General features: G+C 38.2%; 15 protein-coding genes. 1 reads left to right on the forward strand and 14 read right to left on the reverse strand.

The genetic code is table 11. From position 1 onward, the window contains the following. The 14 genes from nadB to DDF69_RS05175 all read right to left on the reverse strand — a co-directional run bounded on the left by nadB (position 1) and on the right by DDF69_RS05175 (position 19,145). Positions 1 to 1,572 carry an L-aspartate oxidase gene (gene nadB, locus DDF69_RS05110; protein ID WP_114819829.1) on the reverse strand — a complete coding sequence of 524 codons (1,572 nt, stop codon included), beginning with the start codon at positions 1,570 to 1,572 and terminating at the stop codon, positions 1 to 3. A 31-nt stretch (positions 1,573 to 1,603) separates the two neighbouring features. Further along, positions 1,604 to 2,230, reverse strand: a complete 627-nt coding sequence (locus DDF69_RS05115) for an NAD(P)H-dependent oxidoreductase (protein ID WP_114819830.1) — start codon at positions 2,228 to 2,230, stop codon at positions 1,604 to 1,606. A gap of 123 nt (positions 2,231 to 2,353) precedes the next feature. Then, positions 2,354 to 4,612, reverse strand: a complete 2,259-nt coding sequence (locus tag DDF69_RS05120; RefSeq protein WP_114819831.1) for a T9SS type B sorting domain-containing protein — start codon at positions 4,610 to 4,612, stop codon at positions 2,354 to 2,356. 151 nt (positions 4,613 to 4,763) lie between these two features. Beyond that, positions 4,764 to 7,022 (reverse strand): lectin-like domain-containing protein, encoded by a 2,259-nt coding sequence (locus DDF69_RS05125; RefSeq protein ID WP_114819832.1) that lies wholly within the window; start codon positions 7,020 to 7,022, stop codon positions 4,764 to 4,766. A gap of 165 nt (positions 7,023 to 7,187) precedes the next feature. Continuing rightward, complete coding sequence (gene rnhA / locus DDF69_RS05130; protein WP_114819833.1) at positions 7,188 to 7,664, reverse strand: ribonuclease HI; 477 nt, start codon at positions 7,662 to 7,664, stop codon at positions 7,188 to 7,190. 69 nt (positions 7,665 to 7,733) lie between these two features. Continuing rightward, complete coding sequence (dnaB, locus tag DDF69_RS05135; RefSeq protein ID WP_114819834.1) at positions 7,734 to 9,323, reverse strand: replicative DNA helicase; 1,590 nt, start codon at positions 9,321 to 9,323, stop codon at positions 7,734 to 7,736. Positions 9,324 to 9,479: 156 nt separating this feature from the next. Further along, on the reverse strand, positions 9,480 to 11,627 hold the full coding sequence (locus tag DDF69_RS05140; protein ID WP_228411925.1) for a T9SS type B sorting domain-containing protein: 2,148 nt from the start codon (positions 11,625 to 11,627) through the stop codon (positions 9,480 to 9,482). A 100-nt stretch (positions 11,628 to 11,727) separates the two neighbouring features. Next, the gene (locus DDF69_RS05145; protein WP_114819836.1) at positions 11,728 to 13,800 is read right to left on the reverse strand and encodes a T9SS type B sorting domain-containing protein; all 2,073 of its coding nucleotides are present in this window, start codon (positions 13,798 to 13,800) and stop codon (positions 11,728 to 11,730) included. A gap of 165 nt (positions 13,801 to 13,965) precedes the next feature. Then, positions 13,966 to 14,571, reverse strand: a complete 606-nt coding sequence (locus DDF69_RS05150) for a tetratricopeptide repeat protein (protein ID WP_162800875.1) — start codon at positions 14,569 to 14,571, stop codon at positions 13,966 to 13,968. A 304-nt stretch (positions 14,572 to 14,875) separates the two neighbouring features. Continuing rightward, entirely contained in the window at positions 14,876 to 16,111 is a 1,236-nt protein-coding gene (locus DDF69_RS05155) for an MFS transporter (RefSeq protein WP_114819838.1), read from the reverse strand. Between the two features lie 92 nt (positions 16,112 to 16,203). After that, positions 16,204 to 16,566 (reverse strand): hypothetical protein, encoded by a 363-nt coding sequence (locus DDF69_RS05160; RefSeq protein ID WP_114819839.1) that lies wholly within the window; start codon positions 16,564 to 16,566, stop codon positions 16,204 to 16,206. 69 nt (positions 16,567 to 16,635) lie between these two features. Beyond that, positions 16,636 to 18,135: a GH3 auxin-responsive promoter family protein gene (locus tag DDF69_RS05165; RefSeq protein WP_114819840.1), complete on the reverse strand. Its 1,500-nt coding sequence runs from the start codon at positions 18,133 to 18,135 to the stop codon at positions 16,636 to 16,638. 135 nt (positions 18,136 to 18,270) lie between these two features. Beyond that, on the reverse strand, positions 18,271 to 18,567 hold the full coding sequence (locus tag DDF69_RS05170; RefSeq protein ID WP_114819841.1) for a hypothetical protein: 297 nt from the start codon (positions 18,565 to 18,567) through the stop codon (positions 18,271 to 18,273). A gap of 182 nt (positions 18,568 to 18,749) precedes the next feature. After that, entirely contained in the window at positions 18,750 to 19,145 is a 396-nt protein-coding gene (locus DDF69_RS05175) for a hypothetical protein (RefSeq protein ID WP_062673364.1), read from the reverse strand. 249 nt (positions 19,146 to 19,394) lie between these two features. Between DDF69_RS05175 and mfd the strand changes: the two genes are divergently transcribed. Then, positions 19,395 to 22,760: a transcription-repair coupling factor gene (mfd, locus tag DDF69_RS05180; RefSeq protein ID WP_114819842.1), complete on the forward strand. Its 3,366-nt coding sequence runs from the start codon at positions 19,395 to 19,397 to the stop codon at positions 22,758 to 22,760. The last annotated feature ends 151 nt before the right edge of the window (positions 22,761 to 22,911 follow it).

The following is a 22,911-nucleotide window of genomic DNA, read 5'->3' on the forward strand; positions in this document are numbered from 1 at the left end:
TTAAGCTAAATCTTTATTATAAAACGCTCCCTTATTCTCTGTCATCTCCATAGATTGGGTAATGATGAGGTGGGCAACAGTTGTCAGGTTTCTTAATTCCGATAATTGCGGGGAAAGAATAGAGTAGTGGTATATTTCATCAACTGCGGCGGCAATTTCCTGGTGTTTTTGCAGAGCCATGTTCAGACGTTTATTGCTTCTTACGATACCTACAAGATCGCTCATCATTTCCTGAAGTTGTTTTCTCAGATAGCTTACGATAACCATTTCGTCCATGATTTTCATACCTTCTTCATTCCATTCCGGAACGGCTTTCAGATCATCAAAATTGAAATTGTTTTCATTAAGAAGGTCTACTGTTTTAATCGCTGCATTGTGCCCGAAAACTAAACCTTCAAGAAGTGAGTTGGAAGCAAGCCTGTTGGCGCCGTGAAGTCCTGAGTTGGTACATTCTCCTACAGCAAAAAGATTTCTGATGGAAGACTGTCCGTCTCTGTCTACTTCAATTCCTCCCATCAGATAATGGCAGGCAGGTACAACAGGAATCAACTGAGTGAAAGGATCAATTCCTTCGTCTTTGCATTTTTTATAAATATTCGGGAAATGTTCTAAGAATTTTTCATGGTTCATTTCCTTGCAATCCAAGCCAACAAATTCGTCTCCGGTAATTTTCATTTCGGCGTCGATGGCTCTTGCAACAATATCTCTTGAGGCTAATTCTTCACGTTCATCATATTTATGCATGAATTTTTCACCTCTTTTGGTCCTTAATTTTGCTCCATCTCCACGAACGGCTTCTGAAATTAAAAACAACATTCCATCCATTTTGCTGTACAAAGCGGTCGGGTGGAACTGGTAATATTGCATATTGGAAACCTTTCCTTTGGCACGGGCAACGAAAGCAATTCCGTCTCCTGTTGCAATCGTAGGATTGGTGGTGTTTTTATAAACGTGTCCGGCACCTCCTGTGGCAACCAGTGTTATTTTAGAAGTAATTTTTTTGATGGTTTTGGATTTTTCATCCAGAATATAAGCCCCATAGCAATGGATGTCACCTTCATTAAGTTCTTTTCCCGGAACGTGGTGCTGAGTAATGATGTCAATGACATAATGATGGTCAAGAATTTCAATATTCGGGCTGCTATTGGCTGTTTCCAGTAAAGCTCTTTCGATTTCAAAACCTGTGATATCTTTATGATGGACGATTCTGTTTTCGGTGTGGCCTCCTTCTCTTCCTAAAGCGAATTTGCCGTTCTTCATATCGAACTGTGCTCCCCATTCAACAATTTCATTGAATCTCGCAGGAGCTTCTCTTACCACCATCTCTACGACGTCACGTTTGTTTTCTCCGTCACCGGCACGCATCGTGTCATCAATATGTTTTTGAAAATTGTCATTCTGAAAATCTGTAACGACAGCGAGACCGCCTTGTGCATATTTGGTGTTGCTTTCGTCTTCATCAGACTTGGTTACAATAATGATTTTGGCATCAGGGTGCTGTTCAGAAACTTTAATGGCATAGGAAAGTCCGGAAATGCCGGAACCAATTACTAATACATCCGCTTTTATCATATGCTGGCTTTAGGTACAATCGTTTAAAAGATTAAATAAATTTAAACAATTTTTCGTTTGGTTTTCTTACTTTTTTCATGTGCTGGAAGTGATCTTCTTCAGAACGGTAACCTAAAGCGAGGGTAACAGTTACTTTTTCTGTTTCAGGATCGATATTCAGAATTTCTTCTATAAGATCCTGGCGGAAGCCTTCCATCGGGCAGGAATCTATATTTTCAATAGCGGCGGCATACATAAGATTGGCCAATACTATATAAGACTGTTTTTCTGCCCAGTTGAAAATTTCATCATGTGTTTTCTGGTTAATATGCTGATTAATACTGTTTCTGAAAGGATCCAGTGTTTCCAGGGGAGTATCTCTTACTTCAGAAATATGATTAAAATAACCTCGGATATAGTTCTCCTCTATTACCTTTTTTGAAATAATAACAATAAGATGAGAACAGGTGGAAATCTGAGATGGATTATAAAAAGCAGGAATTAATTTCTGTTTCATCTCCTCACTTTCAACAACCACAATTTTGTAAGGCTGAAGTCCCAGCGAACTGGCAGACAGCTTTCCTGACTCAAGAATGTTGTGAAGAGTTTCCTGAGGAATAATCTGATGATTGAATTTTTTTACAGAATATCTTCTGCTTAAAGCTTCCAAATAATTCATACGACAAATTTAAGAATTGAATACGAATAAAGAGTCTTTAAAATGAAATATCTCCTGCCTGTTCGTACAAAAAAAATCACCCCGACCTGCGGGGTGATTCTTTTGATGTGGTGGAAAGTGTAATTATTCTCTGTTTTTTACAACAATCCAGCCTGAGAATTTTATCGGAGTACTGTTTTTATTATTTTCATTCCATGAAACAGAATACCAATAGTTTCCTGTAGGGACTTTTTTATGTCCATTGGTAGTTCCTGCCCATTTGTAGCCATTGGTTTTATCGGCCTGGAACATTTTATAACCATATCTGTCGAAGATGGCAATTTCCAGATTTTGTTTATTGGCTAATGCGGAGTAATCAACAAAATCATTGATCCCATCATCATTAGGTGTAATTATATTAATAAGATTCGGTACTGTAATATTAACTTCAACAGGAACGCAATTATAGCCATCTCTTACATATACTTTAGCTTCTCCTCTTGCAATATTGGTAAACACATTGGAGTCCTGCCAGTTGATATTATCCATAGAATACTGATAAGGAGGAGTTCCACCGTTAGCATATACTGTTACTGTACTTCCTGAAATGTCAACCGTGGTAATAACAGGATTGTCGGAAGGATATACTGTTACTTTTTGTGTCGCAATACAATCTCCGGTTTTCAGTTTTACCCAGTAAGTACCTACTCCTACATTCTTGATGGATTGTGTGGTGGCTCCTGTGCTCCATTCATAGCTTTTGAAACCTGCTCCTGCGTCTAATGTTGTGGTGTTTTCAATACAGATGGTCTTGTCAAGTAAAGTTCTTGAATAAACAGGAGGTATTACTGTTAGTGTAACTTTAGCAATAGAATAGCATCCATTTCCATTAAAAACTTTAATATAAACAACGCCATTAGGAGCAATGTATGCTGCCGGAGCGGAGACGGCATTGGTTCCACTGACAGCATCTGCCAGCGATGGGTAATATTCTTTTGTAAGACCGCCCTGGGAAACAACAGCTCCTGTAAGGTTAAAAGAAGCCATAGATGGGTTGGTTTCAATGAAACATGATTTGAGTTCAACGTCATTAACAACTACCACAGGGTAAATGTTCAGCGTAATTTTAGAAGTACTTACACAACCCTGAGGTGTGGTTACTTTTACATATATTGTTGCCGCTGCTGAAGCATAGGCAGAAGGATTTGTTATCTGGTTCGTACCGTTATTCAGGTCGTATAAGGTAGGGTAGAATTCTTTGGTAACTCCGGCAACAGTTGTTACATTAGCCGTGTTGAGATCAAAGGTTGCTGTTCCGGCGTTGTTATTATTACATCCGCTAAGAGTAGCATCTGTTGCTGCAAATGGAGTAGGATTAAGCTGAATAACACCATCACCATTATCACAAAGAGTAGACGTAGGATCTTTTACCACCACTTTAATCGTTGTATTTCCGGAATACTGGAAACTTGTAGGGTTGGCGATAGGAGTAGAGCTTCCCAATACATAATAAGTGAAAATATAATTTCCGGGATTATTTACAAATTGAGAATTATAAGAAGTAAGGTCTACTGTACCATTTCCGGTAGCTGGATTTGTACAAACGAATGGAGTTATGGTATTGCTTAAAATAGGAACTTTATCTACGTATACTTTAACGTCTTTGATAGAATGTCTTGCGCTGGCACCTCCGGTTGCTGCAGAGAAACCAAAATATCCCTGTGACATCCCTACTGCACCTCCGGAAGGAGCAAAAGACTGATCTACGATAAGAACACCATTTATTCTTACTTTGATGATCCAGTTTGTAGGGTTGGTAAGGTCTGTTTCACCGTTTACTTCAACGTGTCTGTAGGTGTCTCCCACAAACGGTTGGGTAGCAATAAGGTCCGGAGAGTGGAATGTGCTTCCGGGAGTGGTGTTGAATTCGATATTATTACCTGCTGTATTATTGGTACCATAAAGAATGTGAACTTTACTCATCTGGCCTTCAGTGGTATTGTTGAAAATATCAAAACCAACCATGAGGCCGGAAGCATTGGCAGGAATACCTAAACCTCCTCCTGATACAAATCCTGTTGGCGGATTGGCAAGATACCAGAAGGTAAAACCGTCTCCTTTTCCAAACTGTGTGGTTCCGTTTCCGTCTATTCTGAAATCGAATTCTACTTTCCATTTATCACAGTAGCTTAAGGTAATAGGAGTGGATAATTTTACAGCCCCATATCTGCTGGTCTGGTCTGTGGTAAGCCTTACAAAGTCTCCGCTTACTATAGCATCAGAGACAAGGTCCCAGCCCGTTGTATTAACAGGGTTTCCGGTAAGTTGATACGTTTGTGAAAATAATCTTCCCGGCAAGCATAGTAAGATAGTCAGTACAAAAATGAGTATATCTTTTTTCATAGTGGATGGATTGTGATGTTATACTTAATCTTAGAAATAAAATTGTTTAATTGGTGATAAAAAAGCAATACCTGGTCTCAATCTCTGATTGGGCAAATTCTGTTTTTAATACCGAAACTACCCCAAATGAGGTAGTTTCTGATACTAAAATTTATTCTCTGTTCTTCACCAATACCCAGCCTGAGTATTTAGTTTCAGTATTGTCTTTGTTGTTTTCGTTCCATGAAATGGTGTACCAGTAAGTTCCTGTAAGAACTTTTTTACCGGAAGCTGTACCGTCCCATGTAAAGTTTCTCATTTTTCCGGCTTCGTACAGTTTGTTGCCATATCTGTCGTAGACAATGAATATCAGATTTTTCTTGTAAGCCAGTGCTGAATAATCAATGAAATCATTTACATTGTCGCCGTTTGGAGTAATAGCGTTAATGAGGTTAGGAACGGTAATCTGAACTTCAACAGGTGTACAATCGTAAAAATCTTTTACATACACTCTTACTTCGCCTCTTGCTAACCCTGTGAATATATTTCCAGGCTGCCAGTTCACTCCATCCAGAGAAAACTGATATGGAGGTGTTCCACCTGCTACATTTACTGTGATGGTGTTGTTGTCGATATCAATGCTGGAAATCACAGGATTTGCAGACGCTTTTACATTAACAGTCTGTGTAGTGATACAGTTACCGGTTTTCAGTTTTACCCAATAAGGACCTACGCCTACATCTTTAATCGATGAAGTTGTTGCTCCTGTGCTCCATTCATAGCCGTCAAATCCAGGTCCTGCATCCAGATCTGTTTTTTCTCCGATACAGATGATTTTGTCTTTCAGGACAGAAGAAGTTACCGGTGGTAATACGATAAGGTTGATTTTAGCAATATTAAAGCATCCGTTGGCATCTGTTACTTTTGCATACACTGCAGTACTTGTAGATAAATACTGAAGCGGATTCATGATTTCATTGGTGCCGTCTAAGGCATTAGCGATGGATGTGTAGTATTTTTTGGCAGCGCCTGCTCCTAAAGTGGTAACATCTGCAGCTGTCAGATTAAAGATAGCACTCGTAATATTATTTTCAATGAAACATGATCTTAGTATAGCTTCTTTCACAGGAGTGTCCGGATAGAATGCAAGGGTGATTTTTGCTGAACCTGTACATCCCTGAGGAGTGGTTACTTTTACATAAACGGCTCCTGGAGCAGATAGGTAATTGTCAGGATTTTGGATCTCATTTGTATCAGCGTTGAGGTCTGCCAGCGTTTTATAATATTTTTTTGTAACTCCCGGAACATTGGTGACAGCTGCTGTATTCAGATTGAAAGCTGCTGTTCCTGCTTTGTTATTATTACATACCGTAATCGTTTTGTCTTCTGCTTTGAAAGGGGCCAGAACCAATAAAATTTTACCATCCGGGTTATCACACAGTAGTCCTGCATTATCTTTAATAACAACTGTTACTGTTGAGTTAGCATTGAACTGATAACTGGTCGGATTGGCAATAGGTGTAGAACTTCCAAACGGATAATAGGTAAATGTATAATTGGAAGGGTTGCTGACAAATTGTGAATTGAAAGTAGTCAGGTTTACTGATCCGTATCCGGTGGTAGGATTAGGACAGAACGACTGTGTTGCTGAATCCTGTAAAATAGGAACTTTATCCGTATAAATTTTTACATTTTTAATGGAATGTCTGGATCTTGCACCTCCTGTAGAAGCTGAAAAACCAAAATATCCTACAGTCATTGCTGCGGCAGCACCTGAAGGCGCAAAAGACTGATTGCAAATCACATTACCGTCTATTGTTATTTTTATAATCCAGCTTGTAGGAGCTGCAGGATCTACCTGCGCCGTTACTTCAACGTGTTTAAAGGTTGTTCCCTGAAAAGGTTGTGTAGTGTTCAGATCTGGTGAGTGGAAAGAACTTCCGGGAACATTAAAAAATTCGACATTATTGCTGTCAGTAGTATTTTGAACCAGTCCATAACCAACGTGCACCTTACTCATGGTAGCGGTTGTGGTATTGTTGTAAGTGTCAAGTCCTACTACAAGCCCTACAGCATTTTGAGATACTCCAAGGCCTGAGCCTAATACGCTGGCTACCGGAGGATTGGCAAGATACCAGAAGGCAATTCCATCTCCGTTGGAGGTTTGATTGGAATCCATCCTGAAATCAAATTCCACTCTCCATTTGTCGCAATATTTTAAATTGATGGGATCATTCAGCCTGATGGAACCGGATTGGTTGTTGGTATCCGGGGTCAGCTGAATAAAATCTGTGTTTACCTGAGTAGGGGAAACCATCGTCCATCCGGTAGTGTTCACCGGGTTTCCGATAAGCTGATAAGTCTGAGCGAAGGACTTCCCAGCTATACAGAGTAAGAAAACAGATAAATACAATAATAGATTTTTATTCATTTATAATGGGACTTAGATTAATATGTAAAGATATTAAATCCCAATTAAATAATATGTATTTAATGTTAATCTTGCTTAAATTTTAATAATATTTTAAAAAAATCCTGCTTATTATGATATAATGGTGAATATTGTTGAGGTGATTCCTTATTTATATTAATTAAATTAAAATAAGGAATTATTATCCAAACTCTCAAAATAGGTATCAATTTCGAGATCTGAGGAACTGGCTGCTGCTACGGCTAATTTATCGCAAAGTTCGTTTTCAAAATGTCCGGCATGACCTTTTACCCAATGCATTTTTGGGGTATGTTTATTGTAAAGTTCAACGAATTTTTTCCAGAGATCAGGGTTTTTTACATTTTTCCATCCTCTCTTGATCCATCCTGCAATCCAGTTTTGGTTAATCGCATCCGATACGTACTTGCTGTCGGTGTACACATGGATGTCATTTTCTGTAGATTTCAGTTTTTCCAATGCAGTGATGACTGCCAGAAGTTCCATTCTGTTATTGGTGGTTTTTCGAAATCCTTTTGAAAATGTTTTCTGGTAATTTTTTTCAGGAACGCGCATAAGAATTCCATATCCGCCTTTTCCCGGGTTTCCGCTGCAAGCTCCGTCCGTATAAATTTCGATTCTCAAATCTGCTTTTTAATAATTGATATATTGACCGTAAAATTGAACTGAATTGATCTGAATTTTAGTCTTTGCTTAAAAAGGGAAGTCATCATCGTCATCAAAGTCATTCATTGAAGACCCTGAAAGTTTTGAACTATCGGGAAGATCAAATGCTGCTCCTGGCTGAATCGTTGTTTTGATCTTGTCAAATCCGCTCGGCTCTCCGAAGTTGGAAGGATATCCTCCTCCGGCACCACCGTCAAGCGCCGCCTCAATATCCCCGAATTTTGCAAAATGTTTCAGGAATGATAATCTTACATCTGCTGTAGCACCATTTCTGTGTTTTGCAATAATCAGTTCGGCCTGGTTTTCGGTAGAAGTTTCCTGTCCTTCCTCGTCATTATCCCAAACTGTAATTTTATAATACTCCGGTCTGAAGATGAAAGATACGATATCCGCATCCTGCTCGATTGCTCCGGATTCCCTCAGGTCTGAAAGCTGAGGTCTTTTTCCAGGGCGGGCTTCTACACTTCTTGAAAGCTGAGAAAGGGCAATTACCGGTACGTTAAGTTCTTTTGCAATCGCTTTTAATGAACGTGAAATCATGGAAATCTCCTGTTCACGGTTTCCAACTCCTTTTCCGCTGCTGCTCCCTGCGGTCATCAGCTGAAGGTAGTCGACCATGATAAGTCTTACTCCATGCTGCATTACCAATCTTCGGCATTTTGCACGGAAGTCGAATATGGAGAGGGAAGGGGTTTCGTCAATATATAAAGGAGCATTTTCCAATTCGGATACATTGGAGAATAATCTTTGCCATTCTTCATCATCCAGGGTTCCTTTTCTTAATTTTTCTGAAGAGATTCTTGTTTCGGAAGCAATCATTCTGGTGATAAGCTGTACGGAAGCCATCTCGAGAGAGAACAGTGCCATAGGAATTTTGTGTCCTACAGCAATATTTCTTGCCATGGAAAGCAGGAATGCTGTTTTTCCCATTGCCGGACGGGCTGCAATAATGATAAGGTCAGAATTCTGCCATCCACCTGTTTCCTTATCCACATCTCTGAATCCTGACGGAACTCCGGAAAGACCTTGTTTATCTTTTAAAGATTTAATGGTATCAATGGCTTGTTTTACCAATGAGTTGGCAGTATCGAATCCTTTCTTAATCGTTCCGTTGGTGATCTCAAAGAAAGATTGTTCTGCTTTATCCAGAAGTTCAAAAACATCTGTTGATTCTTTGTAGGAAGAATCAATAACATTGGCAGAAACATTAATAAGGCTTCTTAAAATATACTTTTCAAGAATAACACGTACGTGATATTCGATATGGGCAGATGAACTTACTCCCATTGTAAGATCAATGATGTAATGATCACCTCCTGCCTGACTCAGTTTGTCTTCTTTTTTTAGATCCTGAATAATTGTCATTAAGTCTACCGGGTGGTTGCCTTCATACAATTTCAGGATAGTAGAAAAGATGACCTGATGTCTGGGATCATAAAATACCTCCGGAGTAAGAAGGTCAATGGAATGGTCAAGACCTTTTTTGTCAATCAAAAAAGTTCCGATAACCAATCTTTCAAAATCCACTGCATTGGGAGGCATTTTTCCATCCGCAATAGACAATTCTTTTGCAAAGTTTCCGTGTGTCAGGGATGATAATGTTTCTTTCTGCGCCATGGTGCAAAGATAGTTTATTTAAAAAATAATAAAAAAATAGTATTCAACAAATTATTAGCAGTCTTTCGTAAAATGCTGTAAACAGGAGATTGCTCTTGTTGATAAAAAAAAATCACCTCTGTCTGAGGTGATTTTTCAAAAAGATGAAGTAAAAACTTATTCTTTATTTTTTACCAATACCCATCCTGAATATTTGGTTTCGGTATTGTCTTTATTGTTTTCATTCCATGAGATCGTATACCAGTAAGTTCCGGTTAGAATTTTTTTACCAAAGGCGGTTCCGTCCCAGGTGAAGTTATTCATTTTGTTAGCTTCATGAAGTTTGTTTCCATATCTGTCATACACAATGAAGATCAGGTTTTTCTTGTAAGCTAATGCTGAGTAATCAATAACATCATTTACGTTATCTCCGTTTGGAGTAATCGCGTTGATAAGGTTAGGAACTGTTACGGTTACCTGAATTGGAGTACAGTTGTAAGTATCTTTTACATATACTGTATTCTCTCCTCTAGGAAGTCCTGTGAATATATTAGAATCCTGCCAGTTAACACCATCAATAGAATATTTGTAAGGAGGAACTCCTCCTGAAGCTGTTACCGTAATGTTGTTGTTGGTAATTTCGATTCCTGAAACCACTGGCTGAAGGCTTGCGTGTACACGTACTTCCTGAAGTGTGAAACATTTTCCGGTCTGAAGTTTTACCCAATAAACCCCAACTCCTACGTTGTTGATAGATTGTGTAGTTTCGCCCGTGCTCCATTCGTAGCTTACAAATCCAGGTCCTGCATCCAAAGAGGTTTTGGCTTCAGCACAGATCGTTTTATCTTTTAATACTGCTGATTTTACAGGTGGTAACACAATCAGTTCTATCTTGGCAATTGAATAGCATTGTTTATCATTATCTACTCTTGCGTATACTGTCTTGCTTTCTGAAAGATAGTTTAACGCTGCTATAATAGGATTTGTCTGTGCTTTCGCATCGGCTACTGTGGTGTAATACTTAATGATGGTTCCCGTAGGTGTTGGAACAGGTACGCCAATATCTGCTTTTGAAAGATCAAAAGTTGAACGGGTCACATCATTATCGATGTAACAGTTTTGGAGTACAGCATCTTTCAGTACAACTGATGGGTAGAATAATAATCTGATTGTAGTAGTTGCAATACATCCGAAAGAAGATACTACTTTTGCATAGATTGTAGATTCAGCAGAAACATAGTTGGTAGGATCTGTAATTTCATTAACGTCTGCATTCATGTCTGCTGCCGTTTCGTAATACTTAATGGTTGCTCCAGTTCCTCCAAATACATTAGCTGTTGTTAAATTATATTTTGCAGTACCGGCTCCGTTGTTATTACAGGAGTACAAAGTGGCTGTATTGGCTGAGATTCCCACATTGACAAATTTGAATTTCCCGGTTATGAAACATCCGTTGATAGGGTTGCCTGGATTGGTGGGATCCTGGTATACAATTCTGTAATAATAGATGGTGGTTCCGTCTACAGTAGTTACTGTAAGAGGATTCTGTCCTGTAAGGGCATCGTTGGTTGTTTTGTGATAAGTAACTTTGAAATTCGGGCTGTTACCATTAATAATCGCTGCAGATAGCGTTGTAAAATCAAACTGGGTAGGCAGCGCACAAACCATCACCTGATTAGGATCAGTAGGAGTAGCTCCCGGAATACCCGGCGCAATAAATGGATTAGGAGAAAGAACAGGATCATTAAATGCAGAGCTTAAGCTTGCAGTTCCTGACCATTCTAAAGAGAAACCATTAACGGATCTACTGAAGTTGTCAATAACCAGATAATAGGTTTGTCCTACCAATACATCCATATAAGGACTCCATTTGCCATTGTTCATACTGGATGTGACACCTGGCGGATTGGTGGGGAATACAGCAGGGGGAGCAAGAGTAAGATCAAGTCCGGTGTCTCCCGGAGTACCACTATAGTTACATCTTATGGGCTGTATGAATACGTGATCAGCATTCTGCAATGAAGCACAGCCATTAGTTGTTGGCCCGTAAACTGCAAAATCATAATCATCACCCTGATCATTAGGTTTTATTTTAAATGCCAGCGTTCCTGGTGTGGATACAGTGAAAGTATACCAAACTGTATATCTTTCATTGGTGCTGAGGCATCCTCCGTTTTGGTTAAGAATTTCTATAATATTCCCCGGGCCTGAAGGGGTGTATGAAATGTCAGAATTACCACAGATGGGAATTGCTGTGACACAGTCTGACTGTGAATAGGCCATTTGGGCTATCAATAAAATAAAAAGAAGTAATATTTTTTTCATTGTTAAAACTTTTTTGTTAAACAAACTTGAAATCAATAAATTTTTATCATTATTTGTAAAAGAAAAAGCCGCCAAAGCGGCTTTTTTTATTGTGGAGTTTTTATTCTCTGTTTTTTACAACAATCCAACCTGAAAACTTGAAAGGAGTGTTCTTCTTGTCATTCTCATTCCATGTTACAGAATACCAGTAGGTACCTGTTGGAATATTCTTGCCACCAATTTTGCCATCCCATTTGTAACCGTTGGATTTGTCTCCCTGGTGGATTTTTGTTCCATATCTGTCAAAGATACTCAAAATAAGATTCTGTTTGTCTGCCATAGCAGAATAATCTACTACATCATTCACACCATCTCCGTTTGGAGTAATCATATTGATAAGGTTAGGAACTACTACGTTCACTTCAATAGGCTCGCAGTCGTAAGCATCTTTTACATACACTTTATAAGTTCCTCTTGCTACATTGGAGAATACATTAGACGGCTGCCATAAAATTTTATCCATTGAATACTGATAATCAGGAGTTCCTCCAATAACATTGATTGTCAATGTAGTATTGTTAATATCGATATTGGTTACAACTGGCTGCTCAGAAGGATAAACGGTTACTTTTTGAGTGGCAACACATTCTCCCGTTTTTAATTTTACCCAGTAAACGCCTACTCCTACGTCTTTGATAGACTGTGTTGTAGCTCCGGTACTCCATTCATAGCTTTTGAATCCTGGTCCGGCATCTAAAGTAGTAGTGTCTTCCATACAGATGATTTTGTCTTTCAGAACATTGGATGTTACCGGAGCAATTACTGTTAAGCCGATTTTTACCACAACATAACATCCTCTAGTGTCTGATACTCTTACATATACCAAACCGCTTGGTGCAATATAATTAGCATTTAGGATCTCGTTGGTTCCATCCACTGCGTCAGTCAATGAAGGGAAGTATTTTTTTGTAATACCTGCCTGCGGAGTTATTACAGCAGCATTATCAAGGTTGAATAAAGCTGTGGAAGGATTCGCTTCAATAAAGCATGATCTTAATTCTGCATCTTTTGCAATGATCTGTGGATAGAATTTAAGCGTAATTTCTGCAATATCACTACATCCGAACACAGAAGTTACCTTTACATATATTTTACCTTCAGCAGAAACAAACTGATAGATGTTGGTAATCTCATTAATTGAGTTATTCAGATCATATAAAGTATAATAGTATTTTTTAGTTGCCGTAGGGTCAGCAAAAACCGCTGCAGTGGTAAGGTCGTATGTTGCTGTACCTGCATTGTTATTATTACAGCTTGTTAGTGTAACGTTGGTAGCTTTGATGGTACCATCTTTAAACTTAAATTTACCTGTCTGTCTGCATTTGTTAATCGGGCTGTCAGGATTAGTAGGATCAGTATAGTTGATACTGTAGAAATAAACACCAACAGGAGTAACTGTTTGAGGGCCAACAAGAGGGTTGTTACCGGTTAAAGCATCATTCTGACTTGTGTGGTAGCTAATGTTGAAGTTAGGGTTCCCATTAAGAATTCCTGCAGATAATGATGCAAAATCAAAAGTTGCAGGATTTGAACAGATCACAACTTCTCTCGGGTCAGCAGGGTTAGCGCCCGGAATTCCCGGAGGGATAAATGGATGAGGCTGTATATTCGGATCGGTAAACGGGGATGACAGCGTAGCCGTTCCGCCCCAGGACAATTTAAATCCATTCGCTGTTTCTCTGTGGTTGTTTACGATGATATAGTAAGTCTGGCCAGGCAGTACATCCATGTATTTTACCCATTTGTCTCCTGTAGCGTCTTCACTAAGATCTGTAGCGGTCATATTAAGACCTGTGTTTCCACTTTGTCCTGAGTAAGAACAACGAATCGGAGTTCCCAGGTTTCCACAAGATTTGTTCGGACCATAAACCCCAAAGTCATAATCGTCAGTCTGGTCATTGGGAATAATCTCAAAAGTAAGGGTTCCACCTGTGGCAATGGTAAAAGAATACCATACAGAGTATTTCTCGTCCGAAGTTAAACATCCGCCCAGATCTTCTGCAATGTCTCCATGCCCACCTGGTGTATATGAAATATCAGAGTTACCGCAAACTGCCATTGCGGTACCGCAATCTGATTGTGCAAATAAAATATGTGAAAATATGATTAAGAAAACAAGTAATGTTTTTTTCATGAGAATTAATTTTAAAGACAAATAGTAAAAGTTTTTTTATTACTAAAAAATGCTGCTTGTTATCGATACAAAATAATGTTGCTCTCAACATCAATGAATTTTTGTTTCATATCAAAAAAAAACTGATCGCCCCAATATACTGGGAGATCATGCATTTTCTTACTGTTAATTTGTTCCGATCAGCTGTTTCCCCCAATGAGGTGAAGTGGATGAAGCGTCTGATGTTTCAAATTCTTTGGCTGCTTTTTGATAGAACTTTATAGCTTCTGTCTTGTTTCCTTGCTTTTCAGCTATTTCAGCTTTTAAAAAAGAAAGTCTTGGATTGTTCTTTAAAGTTGTTTCTGCTTTTGCCATAAAACCCGTAGCTGTTTTTAACTCTTTTTGAGGGTCTGCAGCTGTTTTTATCCTTATTTTTTGAAAATGAATAAGAGCAAGAAGAACATTTACTTCTCCGTTATTCTTTTCTGAAGCAAGGGCCTGCATTGCCAGTTTTCTTGCAGACTCATTAGATTCTCCAAGGGGACTGTTCGGGCTGTTCTTTAAAAGAAAATTGGTTTTAAGGTATAAGGCAGCTGCGGCATAATAATTAGCCTGCCATTTTTCTGAAGTTTTAGCTTCTGAAAACTTAGAAAAAAGCATATCATAGTCATTTTCTGTTTGAGCATTATTGAGCTGCAAAACAGTTTGTTGTAGGGTTTGATCTGAAAAAAATTGAGCATTCATCAGAGAACCTGTCATGAGAAAGCTCAAAATTAGTAAAAGTTTAGTCATAGGGGGATATTTTATGAAGCAAATATAAAAAATTATTAACGTTAAATTAAAGATTTTGAGATATATTTAATGAAAGTAATGTATTGGTTTTAAATATTGTATTTTCTTATTTTGGTTGTATTATGTGGAGATCGTAAAGATATTGGTGCTTTTGATGAATATTTAAGGTTTAATTCTTTTATAAATTTTTAAAAAACAGTTATAAAACAAAAATCAGAATAGAAAACGTTCTATTCTGATTTTAAGTATTTCGAATTCTGATTTTTTTTTGTGTCAGATTTTAAATAGGCTGATAAGCAATGAGTTAATATTGCATCTTTCTCAGTTTAGGATTGGTGCTTCCAACAACAAGGGCCACTAAAACGGTCATACAGCCTCCAAATACTACAGAGCGTACAACTCCCAGTAGTTTAGCCATCAGCCCACTTTCGAATTGTCCCATTTCATTGCTGGACATGATGAAAATTGAATTTACACTCAGAACACGCCCTCTGATGTGGTCAGGGGTTTTTAGCTGTACAATGGTGCCCCGGATAACTACGGAAATTCCATCCAGCATTCCGCTCATCACAAGGAACATAAAAGACAGCCAGTATAATTTTGAGAGTCCGAATCCAATAATGCATAGACCGAATCCGGTAACAACAACAAGAAGTATTTTTCCCTGATTTTTGCGAAGCGGAACAATGGATAAAATAGTGATGATACACATGGAGCCGATGTCCGAAGCAGCATTCAGTAAACCGAAACCTTCAGCTCCTGAATTCAGGATGTCTGTTGCAAATACAGGGATCATAGCTACTGCTCCGCCAAAAAGTACTGCAAACATATCAAGGCATAATGCTCCCAGAATTTCTTTGGTTTTAAAAATATAAGAAATTCCTTCGCGCATACTTTCTACTACTTTTACCGTTTCCTTTTTGTATTCTGAATGCTGTTTGTGCAGCTGCCAGAAAAATAATGAAGCAACAAATATTAATGTTAAGATAGCAACCAGAGTCCATTTTACACCGATAAATCCAATAAGAACCCCTCCAATGGCATGTCCGCAAACAGAAGAGATCAGGAAAGTCGCCTGGTTCAGTGTTACGGCATTCGGAAGGTTTTCCTTCTTTACAATTTTAGGAATCATGGAAGGAACAATAGGACCGATAAAGGCTCTTGCTATCCCTGTGAAAAAAATAACTCCATAAATATAATAGGTAATCTGATGACCTGTAAAATGCATTTCCACATTAAAGAATGCGGGAATCAGCAGAAGCCCGATCAGAAAAATATACGCATAATTACAGATAAGGAGCAGTCTCTTTTTTTCATTCATATCAATAACATGCCCGGCATACAGCGCACAGCTTACCGCAGGAATTACCTCTGAAAGTCCGATAAGGCCTATGGAAAAAGGATCTTTTGTTAATTGATATACCCACCATCCAAGTAAAGTGGCAAGCATTCTGAAAGCTAAAACAATAAAAAATCTCCCGGTGAGAAGATTTCTGAACTCAACATTTTGTAATGTTTGTAACGGGGTAAAGGAAATCATGAACAAAAATAGCCCTAAAAATTTATTTAGGGCTATTCATATGACAATTTCTGAAAGATATATTAAATATATTTCAAAAGATAAAATCTATTTTAGTCAGCTCTTGAAGAACTCAACACGATAGCTGCAACACCTGCCGCTCCGATAATCGTAGCTCCTGCTGCAATTCTTGCTTTTCTTCTGTCTTTTACAGCAGCTACATTGGCTTTAGGAATAATTACTTCTGTACTGTCTTTTTTACCGGCTGTGCCTACAATATTTTCACCAACGACGTTTCTGAATAAGATGGTTTGCTTCGGAGACCCGTCTCTCATAGTTACTTTATATATTTTTCCGGCTTCAAGATTAGAGTAGTTGTTTTTTGAAATATCTTCGCTGTATTTTGTAGTAGCACAAGATGTAATAACAAATAAAGATGTTAGTAAAGACGATTTCAACAGTACAGATGCTTTCATTATTTTCTTTTAGTTTTTCAAATTTATAATTTTTTTCGAATATACGTTTTCGGAATTGAAAAAATGTGATTAAAGTTTGTAAATTTCTAAGAGATTTGCAATCTTTCTGTCGTTAGCCAATCTGGGAATCTTGTTTTGGCCTCCCAGTTTTCCCTGGGATTTCGCATATTCATGATAGGCATTTTTTTTAAGCCTTATGATCTGTAGCTTTTGTAAAATATTTCCCGAAATCAGATCATCGTAGTACGTATTTCTTGCCCGAAGCTGTTGATCCAGTTCATCTCTGAATGTTTCCAGATGCTCAGGTTCTTTTTCAAATTCAACCAGCCATTCATGGTAAGGGAGTCCTTCAGCCGGATTTACCTGCGGAGCCAGATGGAATTCTGTAATCTGAGCGGGGTATTTTTCAAGAGTCGCTTTCATAGCTTCCTCCACTTCAAAAGCAATCACGTGTTCTCCAAATGCAGAGGTGAAATGTTTGGTTCTCCCGCTTACCAAAACCCTGTACGGACCTTTACTGATAAATCTTACAACATCTCCAATAGAATAAGCCCATAACCCGGAATTGGTGGTAAGAACCAATGCGTAATCTTTATGAAGCTCTATTTCTCGTAACGTTAATCTTTTTGCATGAGGCTTACCATATTCTTCCAAAGGAATGAATTCGTAGAAAATTCCATGATTGGTCAATAACAGTAATCCTTCTTGAGTATAATCATCCTGGAAAGCAAAAAAACCTTCAGAAGCAGGGAAAGTCTGAACAATATCTACTTTAGCTCCCAATAGCTCCTCCATTTTATCACGGTAAGGTTCGTAATTGACACCTCCGGTAACAATAAGCTGAAGATTGGGAAATAGCTGCTTGATCTTTTTACCGTGCTTTTCTGTCAATTTCTCAAAATACATGATCAGCCATGGGGGAATTCCTGAGATCAGCGTCATGTTTTCATGTTCCGTTTCTTCAATAATTTTATCTACTTTGGCTTCCCAGTCTTCCATAATATTGGTTTCCCAGCTTGGCAGACGGTTTTTCTGAAGATAATTAGGAATATGATGGGCTACAATACCGGAAAGTCTTCCGGTTTTTATCCCAAATACTTCTTCCAGTTCCGGACTGCCCTGAAGGAAAATCATTTTTCCATTCACAAAATCTGCGTTATTCTTTTTACTGATATAATGAAATAAAGCACTTTGAGCTCCCGCAATCTGAAAAGGCATTCCCTCCTTGGAAATCGGAATATATTTAGATCCTGAAGTGGTTCCCGAAGTTTTGGCAAAATACTCCGGAGTTTCTGTCCATAGAATATTGGCCTGTCCTTTTTTTACTCTTTCAATATAAGGTTTCAGATCTTCATAATCGGCTACAGGAACTTTGTCCTGAAATTCCTTTACAGAATGAATGTTTTCAAAATCATGTTCCCGCCCAAAAAGTGTTTTTTGAGCTGTATTCACCAGAGAAAGTAGTAAGTCCTCCTGGTTTTTCTCCGCATTTTTTTTGAAATCCTCTGCTTTTTGAACATGTTTTTTTGCCCAGATCAGCGCTGCATTTTTCTTGAAGAAGTTTAACATGGGTCAAATTTATAAATAAGTAAAGAATCTGGAATCATTTTTTACGAAGCTTCACATAAAAAAACCGATGGAACAGGTTCCACCGGCTTTTCGAAATTTGATTATGAAAATAACAACTATATGTTAATGTTATGCTTATTTGTTGGCTTTGTACCTTTTATCAGGAGTACCGTCTTTTTTCAGATGTTTGTTTTCTTTATATCTCTTATCCGGAGTGCCGTCTTTTTTCATTTTGGCAGCCGGTTGTGCAGGTTTTGCTGCTTTAGCATCCATTGCCGGTTTTGCAGCTTTCACTTCAGCTGGTTTAGCAGCTTTTGCTGTAGTTGCTTTTACAGGCGGGTGTGCAGTAGCACCTGTAGCGGGAGCAGTCTGCTGAGCAGTGGCAAGTCCTAATCCAAGAATCAGAGACATTGCAGATAAGAATTTTTTCATAAGAAGTATTGTTTGTTTTTTGTTGAATAAAGATATACAAAAAGCAGGCTAAAAAAATGGGATTTTCAAACTTAACTAAAGTTTATTACAGCTTAAAAAAAAATTAAAACCGCTTCAGTGCCAATGAAAAAGCCTGTCTCCGGAAAGGGAAACAGGCTTGCATAATATATAAATAGACATGGCTAGCGCGTACAATTGGCTGTCCACGTTTTGCCATCCTTAACGTATAGAATTTTTAAGACATTATTGTCAATTCTGATATAAGAGGTTGCTGTAGAACCAATCATCACCAGCGTATGATCTCCTTCCTGATTAAACTCTATTCCGTTGAGATCCGGTATACTGTTGGAGAATGCGAAATTATATTTGGTGCCGCTGGCAATCTTTGTTACAAACACACTTCCGTCATCTGTGCTGATGTTGGTAGAACCACCATCATTATAAGAAACCTTTCCTTTGTAGGTTCCGGCAAAAAATTCATTGTTTACAGGGTCGTCATCTTTGCTGCATGACGAAAAAGATAATGCTGTGAATACTAACAGCATCATAACTCCTAAGATTTTAATTGCTTTTTTCATAATACTATTCTTAAATGTTTGGTTATGGGTAAATGCCAAACATTATGCCATGGGGAAATAGTTGATTTTTTTTAACAAGTTATTAGATAAAATTGTAAAAAATTAAGAATTATAGTGCTAAGTGCTTCATTTTAAACCTTCAGTCTTTCCCTTTTTCTGAGGAAGAGAAAAATATCCGTACCTTTGTATATCATCAACGGTTTCGGAAAACTCCCGAAATCGCTTTTGTCGTTTATACCTTTACTATTTATGCAGTTAAAATCCATCAATGAAAAGTTCCTTCCAGACCTTATGCAGAAAGAGTTTGGGAAAGAGATTTTTACCCGTTTAGAAAACAATCAGCATATTGCTGTGAAAGGAAGTGCCGGATCCTCAGTTTCTATTTTTGTGGCTGAGCTTTTTTTGGTTCAGAAGAAGAATATTCTTTATCTGGTAGATGATAAGGAAGACGCATTGTACGCCAATACAGAGATGGAAGACCTCTTGGGTAAGGAGAAGGTGCTGTATTTTCCGGCCACCCATCTTGAGCCCTATCAGGTGGAGAAGACTCAAAATGCCAATCTGGTTTTAAGGACGGAGGTTCTTAATAAAATCAATTCCGGAAGATCACCGAAAGTCATTGTGGCTTATGCCGGTGCTTTATCTGAAAAGGTTTTGAAAAAAGAAGATTTTAAAGCAATTTCCCATCATATTAAAGTGGGAGATCAGCTGGATTTTGATTTTGTGGATGAACTGCTTAATCATTATCATTTCCAGCAGGCTGATTTCGTTTCCGAACCGGGAGAGTTTTCTGTGAGAGGGGGAATTGTAGACGTATTTTCCTATTCACACGAAAAGCCATACAGAATTACCTTCTTCGGTAATGAAGTGGAAAGTATTAAAACTTTTGATATCGAAACACAGCTTTCGGTAGATAAAGTAAAAGATTTCCAGCTGGTTTCCAACATGAATTTTTCAGTAACAGGAACAAGGGTTTCTCTGTTGCAGCTATTGCCAGCGGAAAGTTTTGTAGTCTCTAAAAACGGAATGGTCGGAATGCAGAAGATCAGAACATTCTACGAAAAGGCTTTGGAAAAATATGATACATTAAGTAAAGATATTGCCCACAGGACTCCGCAGGAACTTTTTATTTCTGATCAGGAGTTTTTGTTTGATTATAAAAAATTCAAAACAGTTGATTTTGGAGGAGTGATCATTGAAGGGTTGAAAGAAGTAACTGAAGTAAAAATGGAACAGCTTCCGCAACCTTCTTTTCATAAAAACTTTGAACTGCTGATTGAAGATATTGAAGAAAAGCAGAATGGAGGATTTGATACCTGGATTTCTTTTTCAACAGAAAAACAGAAAGAAAGGCTTGAGTCTATCTTTGAAGAGCTTGAACATGAGCTTCCATTTAAGAGCTTTAAATCTGAACTTCATGAAGGATTTGTAGATAATGGGCACAAACTGCTGGTCTATACAGATCATCAGATCTTTGACCGCTATCAAAGATATAAAGCGAAAAATACTTTTGCGAAATCTGAACAGCTTACCCTGAAAGACCTGATGTCTCTGAAAATAGGAGACTATATTGCCCACATCGATCATGGAATAGGGAAGTTTATGGGGCTGGTGAAAGTGAATAATGACGGAAAGATTCAGGAATGTTTCAAACTGACCTATAAAAACGGAGACTTATTATATGTAAGTATTCACTCTTTACATAAAATATCGAAATACAACGGTCCGGATGGAAGAGAGATTGTTCTGAGTAAACTCGGATCACCAACATGGAAATCTTTAAAACAGAAAACCAAAGCGAAGGTTAAACAGATTGCTTTTGACCTTATTCAATTATATGCTCAGAGGAAAACGGCAAAAGGGTTTGCCTATACTCCGGATTCCTACCTGCAGAACGAATTGGAGGCCAGCTTTATTTATGAAGATACTCCGGATCAGGAAAAGGCTACCGTAGATGTAAAGAGAGATATGGAGGCGGATACGGTAATGGACAGGCTTGTTTGCGGTGACGTAGGTTTCGGTAAAACGGAAGTTGCGATCAGAGCGGCATTTAAAGCTGCTACAGATGGAAAGCAGGTTGCCGTATTGGTTCCTACTACTATTCTTGCTTTTCAGCATTACAGAAGTTTTAAAGAAAGACTTAAAGATTTTCCTGTCAATGTCGCTTATGTCAATAGATTCAGAACGACTAAGCAGAAATCAGAAACTTTAGAGGCTTTAAAGAACGGAAAAGTAGATATTATCATTGGAACTCATCAACTGGTAAGCAGTTCTGTGAAGTTTAAAGATCTTGGTTTATTGATTATTGATGAAGAGCATAAGTTCGGGGTTTCAGTAAAAGATAAGTTGAAAACCTTGAAAAATAATGTGGATACCCTTACGCTTACGGCGACTCCTATTCCGAGGACTTTACAGTTCTCGTTAATGGCTGCAAGGGATTTATCCGTTATCAAGACACCACCGCCAAACAGACAGCCTGTAGATACACAGTTAATAGGATTCAATGAAGAAACTCTTCGTGATGCAGTTTCTTATGAGCTTCAGAGAGACGGGCAGGTATATTTTATCAATAACAGAATTGAAAACCTGAAAGATATTGCAGGACTTATCCAGCGATTAGTGCCCGATGCAAGAGTGATTACAGGACATGGGCAAATGGAAGGAAAACAGCTTGAAAAGAATGTTCTGGATTTTATGGAAGGGAAATATGACGTTCTTGTATCCACTACCATAGTAGAAAGTGGGGTAGATGTTCCGAATGCGAATACTATTTTTATCAATGATGCCCAAAGATTCGGGATGGCAGACCTGCATCAGATGAGAGGAAGGGTAGGACGTAGTAACAGAAAAGCATTTTGTTATCTGATTACTCCGCCATATGATATGATGACTTCCGATGCGAGAAAGCGTTTGGAAGCCATTGAGCAGTTTTCAGATCTTGGAAGCGGTTTCCAGATTGCGATGAAAGATCTGGAGATCCGGGGTGCCGGTGATCTTTTGGGTGCTGAACAAAGTGGATTTATCAATGAAATGGGGTTTGAAACCTATCAGAAACTAATGCAGGAAGCTTTAGAAGAGCTAAAAGATGATGCAGATTTTGAAAGCCTTTTTGAAAATGAAGAAGACAGACAGAAGCTTTTCAAATCTGTGAAGGATGTAAATATTGATACTGATTTAGAGTTGATGTTACCGGATTTCTATATTTCCAATACGGAAGAAAGATTATTGCTGTATCAGAAAATTGCTGAAATCACTAATGAAGCAGATCTTCATCAGTTTGAACTTGAGCTGATTGATCGTTTCGGAGCATTGCCGAAAGAAGCTGTCAATCTTTTGAAGAGTGTCTCCTTGAAGTGGCTTGCCGCTGATATTGGCTTTGAAAAGATTGTGATGAAAAACGGTGTGTTTTTAGGATACTTCCCGGGAAATCCTCAGGATAAGTTCTATCAGACAGACAGATTCAGGCATATTATTAATTATCTGACCCGAAATCCGGCTGAAGCCCAGCTTAAAGAAAAGTCAGGAAAAGAAGGTAATCAATTGATGATGAGGAAAGAAAGAGTGAAAAATGTGGATGAGGTGAATCTATTATTAAAGGCAATTATTCATGATTAAATTTTAATTCCTTTTTTATGGAAATAATATCATAAAATTTATTAGAAACGTGTAAAAAGATTAATTTTTACACGTTTTTTTTGTGATTGTTATCATGTTTTTCTTTTGTAATATTCCTGTTGAAGAGAATTAAGGCTGTTTTTGAAGGGCT

It is taken from the genome of Chryseobacterium sp. KLBC 52 (assembly GCF_003347605.1).
In the GTDB taxonomy this organism is placed as follows: domain Bacteria; phylum Bacteroidota; class Bacteroidia; order Flavobacteriales; family Weeksellaceae; genus Chryseobacterium.

What these genes read in the sequence shown, in the direction of transcription:
- DDF69_RS05165 (WP_114819840.1), bottom strand. Translation starts at nt 18,135, where the DNA reads ATGTTAAACTTCTTCAAGAAAAATGCAGCGCTGATCTGGGCAAAAAAA.
- dnaB (WP_114819834.1), bottom strand. Translation starts at nt 9,323, where the DNA reads ATGGCGCAGAAAGAAACATTATCATCCCTGACACACGGAAACTTTGCA.
- DDF69_RS05150 (WP_162800875.1), bottom strand. Translation starts at nt 14,571, where the DNA reads ATGACTAAACTTTTACTAATTTTGAGCTTTCTCATGACAGGTTCTCTG.
- DDF69_RS05175 (WP_062673364.1), bottom strand. Translation starts at nt 19,145, where the DNA reads ATGAAAAAAGCAATTAAAATCTTAGGAGTTATGATGCTGTTAGTATTC.
- DDF69_RS05145 (WP_114819836.1), bottom strand. Translation starts at nt 13,800, where the DNA reads ATGAAAAAAACATTACTTGTTTTCTTAATCATATTTTCACATATTTTA.
- DDF69_RS05125 (WP_114819832.1), bottom strand. Translation starts at nt 7,022, where the DNA reads ATGAATAAAAATCTATTATTGTATTTATCTGTTTTCTTACTCTGTATA.
- mfd (WP_114819842.1), top strand. Translation starts at nt 19,395, where the DNA reads ATGCAGTTAAAATCCATCAATGAAAAGTTCCTTCCAGACCTTATGCAG.
- nadB (WP_114819829.1), bottom strand. Translation starts at nt 1,572, where the DNA reads ATGATAAAAGCGGATGTATTAGTAATTGGTTCCGGCATTTCCGGACTT.
- DDF69_RS05160 (WP_114819839.1), bottom strand. Translation starts at nt 16,566, where the DNA reads ATGAAAGCATCTGTACTGTTGAAATCGTCTTTACTAACATCTTTATTT.
- DDF69_RS05120 (WP_114819831.1), bottom strand. Translation starts at nt 4,612, where the DNA reads ATGAAAAAAGATATACTCATTTTTGTACTGACTATCTTACTATGCTTG.
- DDF69_RS05115 (WP_114819830.1), bottom strand. Translation starts at nt 2,230, where the DNA reads ATGAATTATTTGGAAGCTTTAAGCAGAAGATATTCTGTAAAAAAATTC.
- DDF69_RS05155 (WP_114819838.1), bottom strand. Translation starts at nt 16,111, where the DNA reads ATGATTTCCTTTACCCCGTTACAAACATTACAAAATGTTGAGTTCAGA.
- DDF69_RS05140 (WP_228411925.1), bottom strand. Translation starts at nt 11,627, where the DNA reads ATGAAAAAAATATTACTTCTTTTTATTTTATTGATAGCCCAAATGGCC.
- DDF69_RS05170 (WP_114819841.1), bottom strand. Translation starts at nt 18,567, where the DNA reads ATGAAAAAATTCTTATCTGCAATGTCTCTGATTCTTGGATTAGGACTT.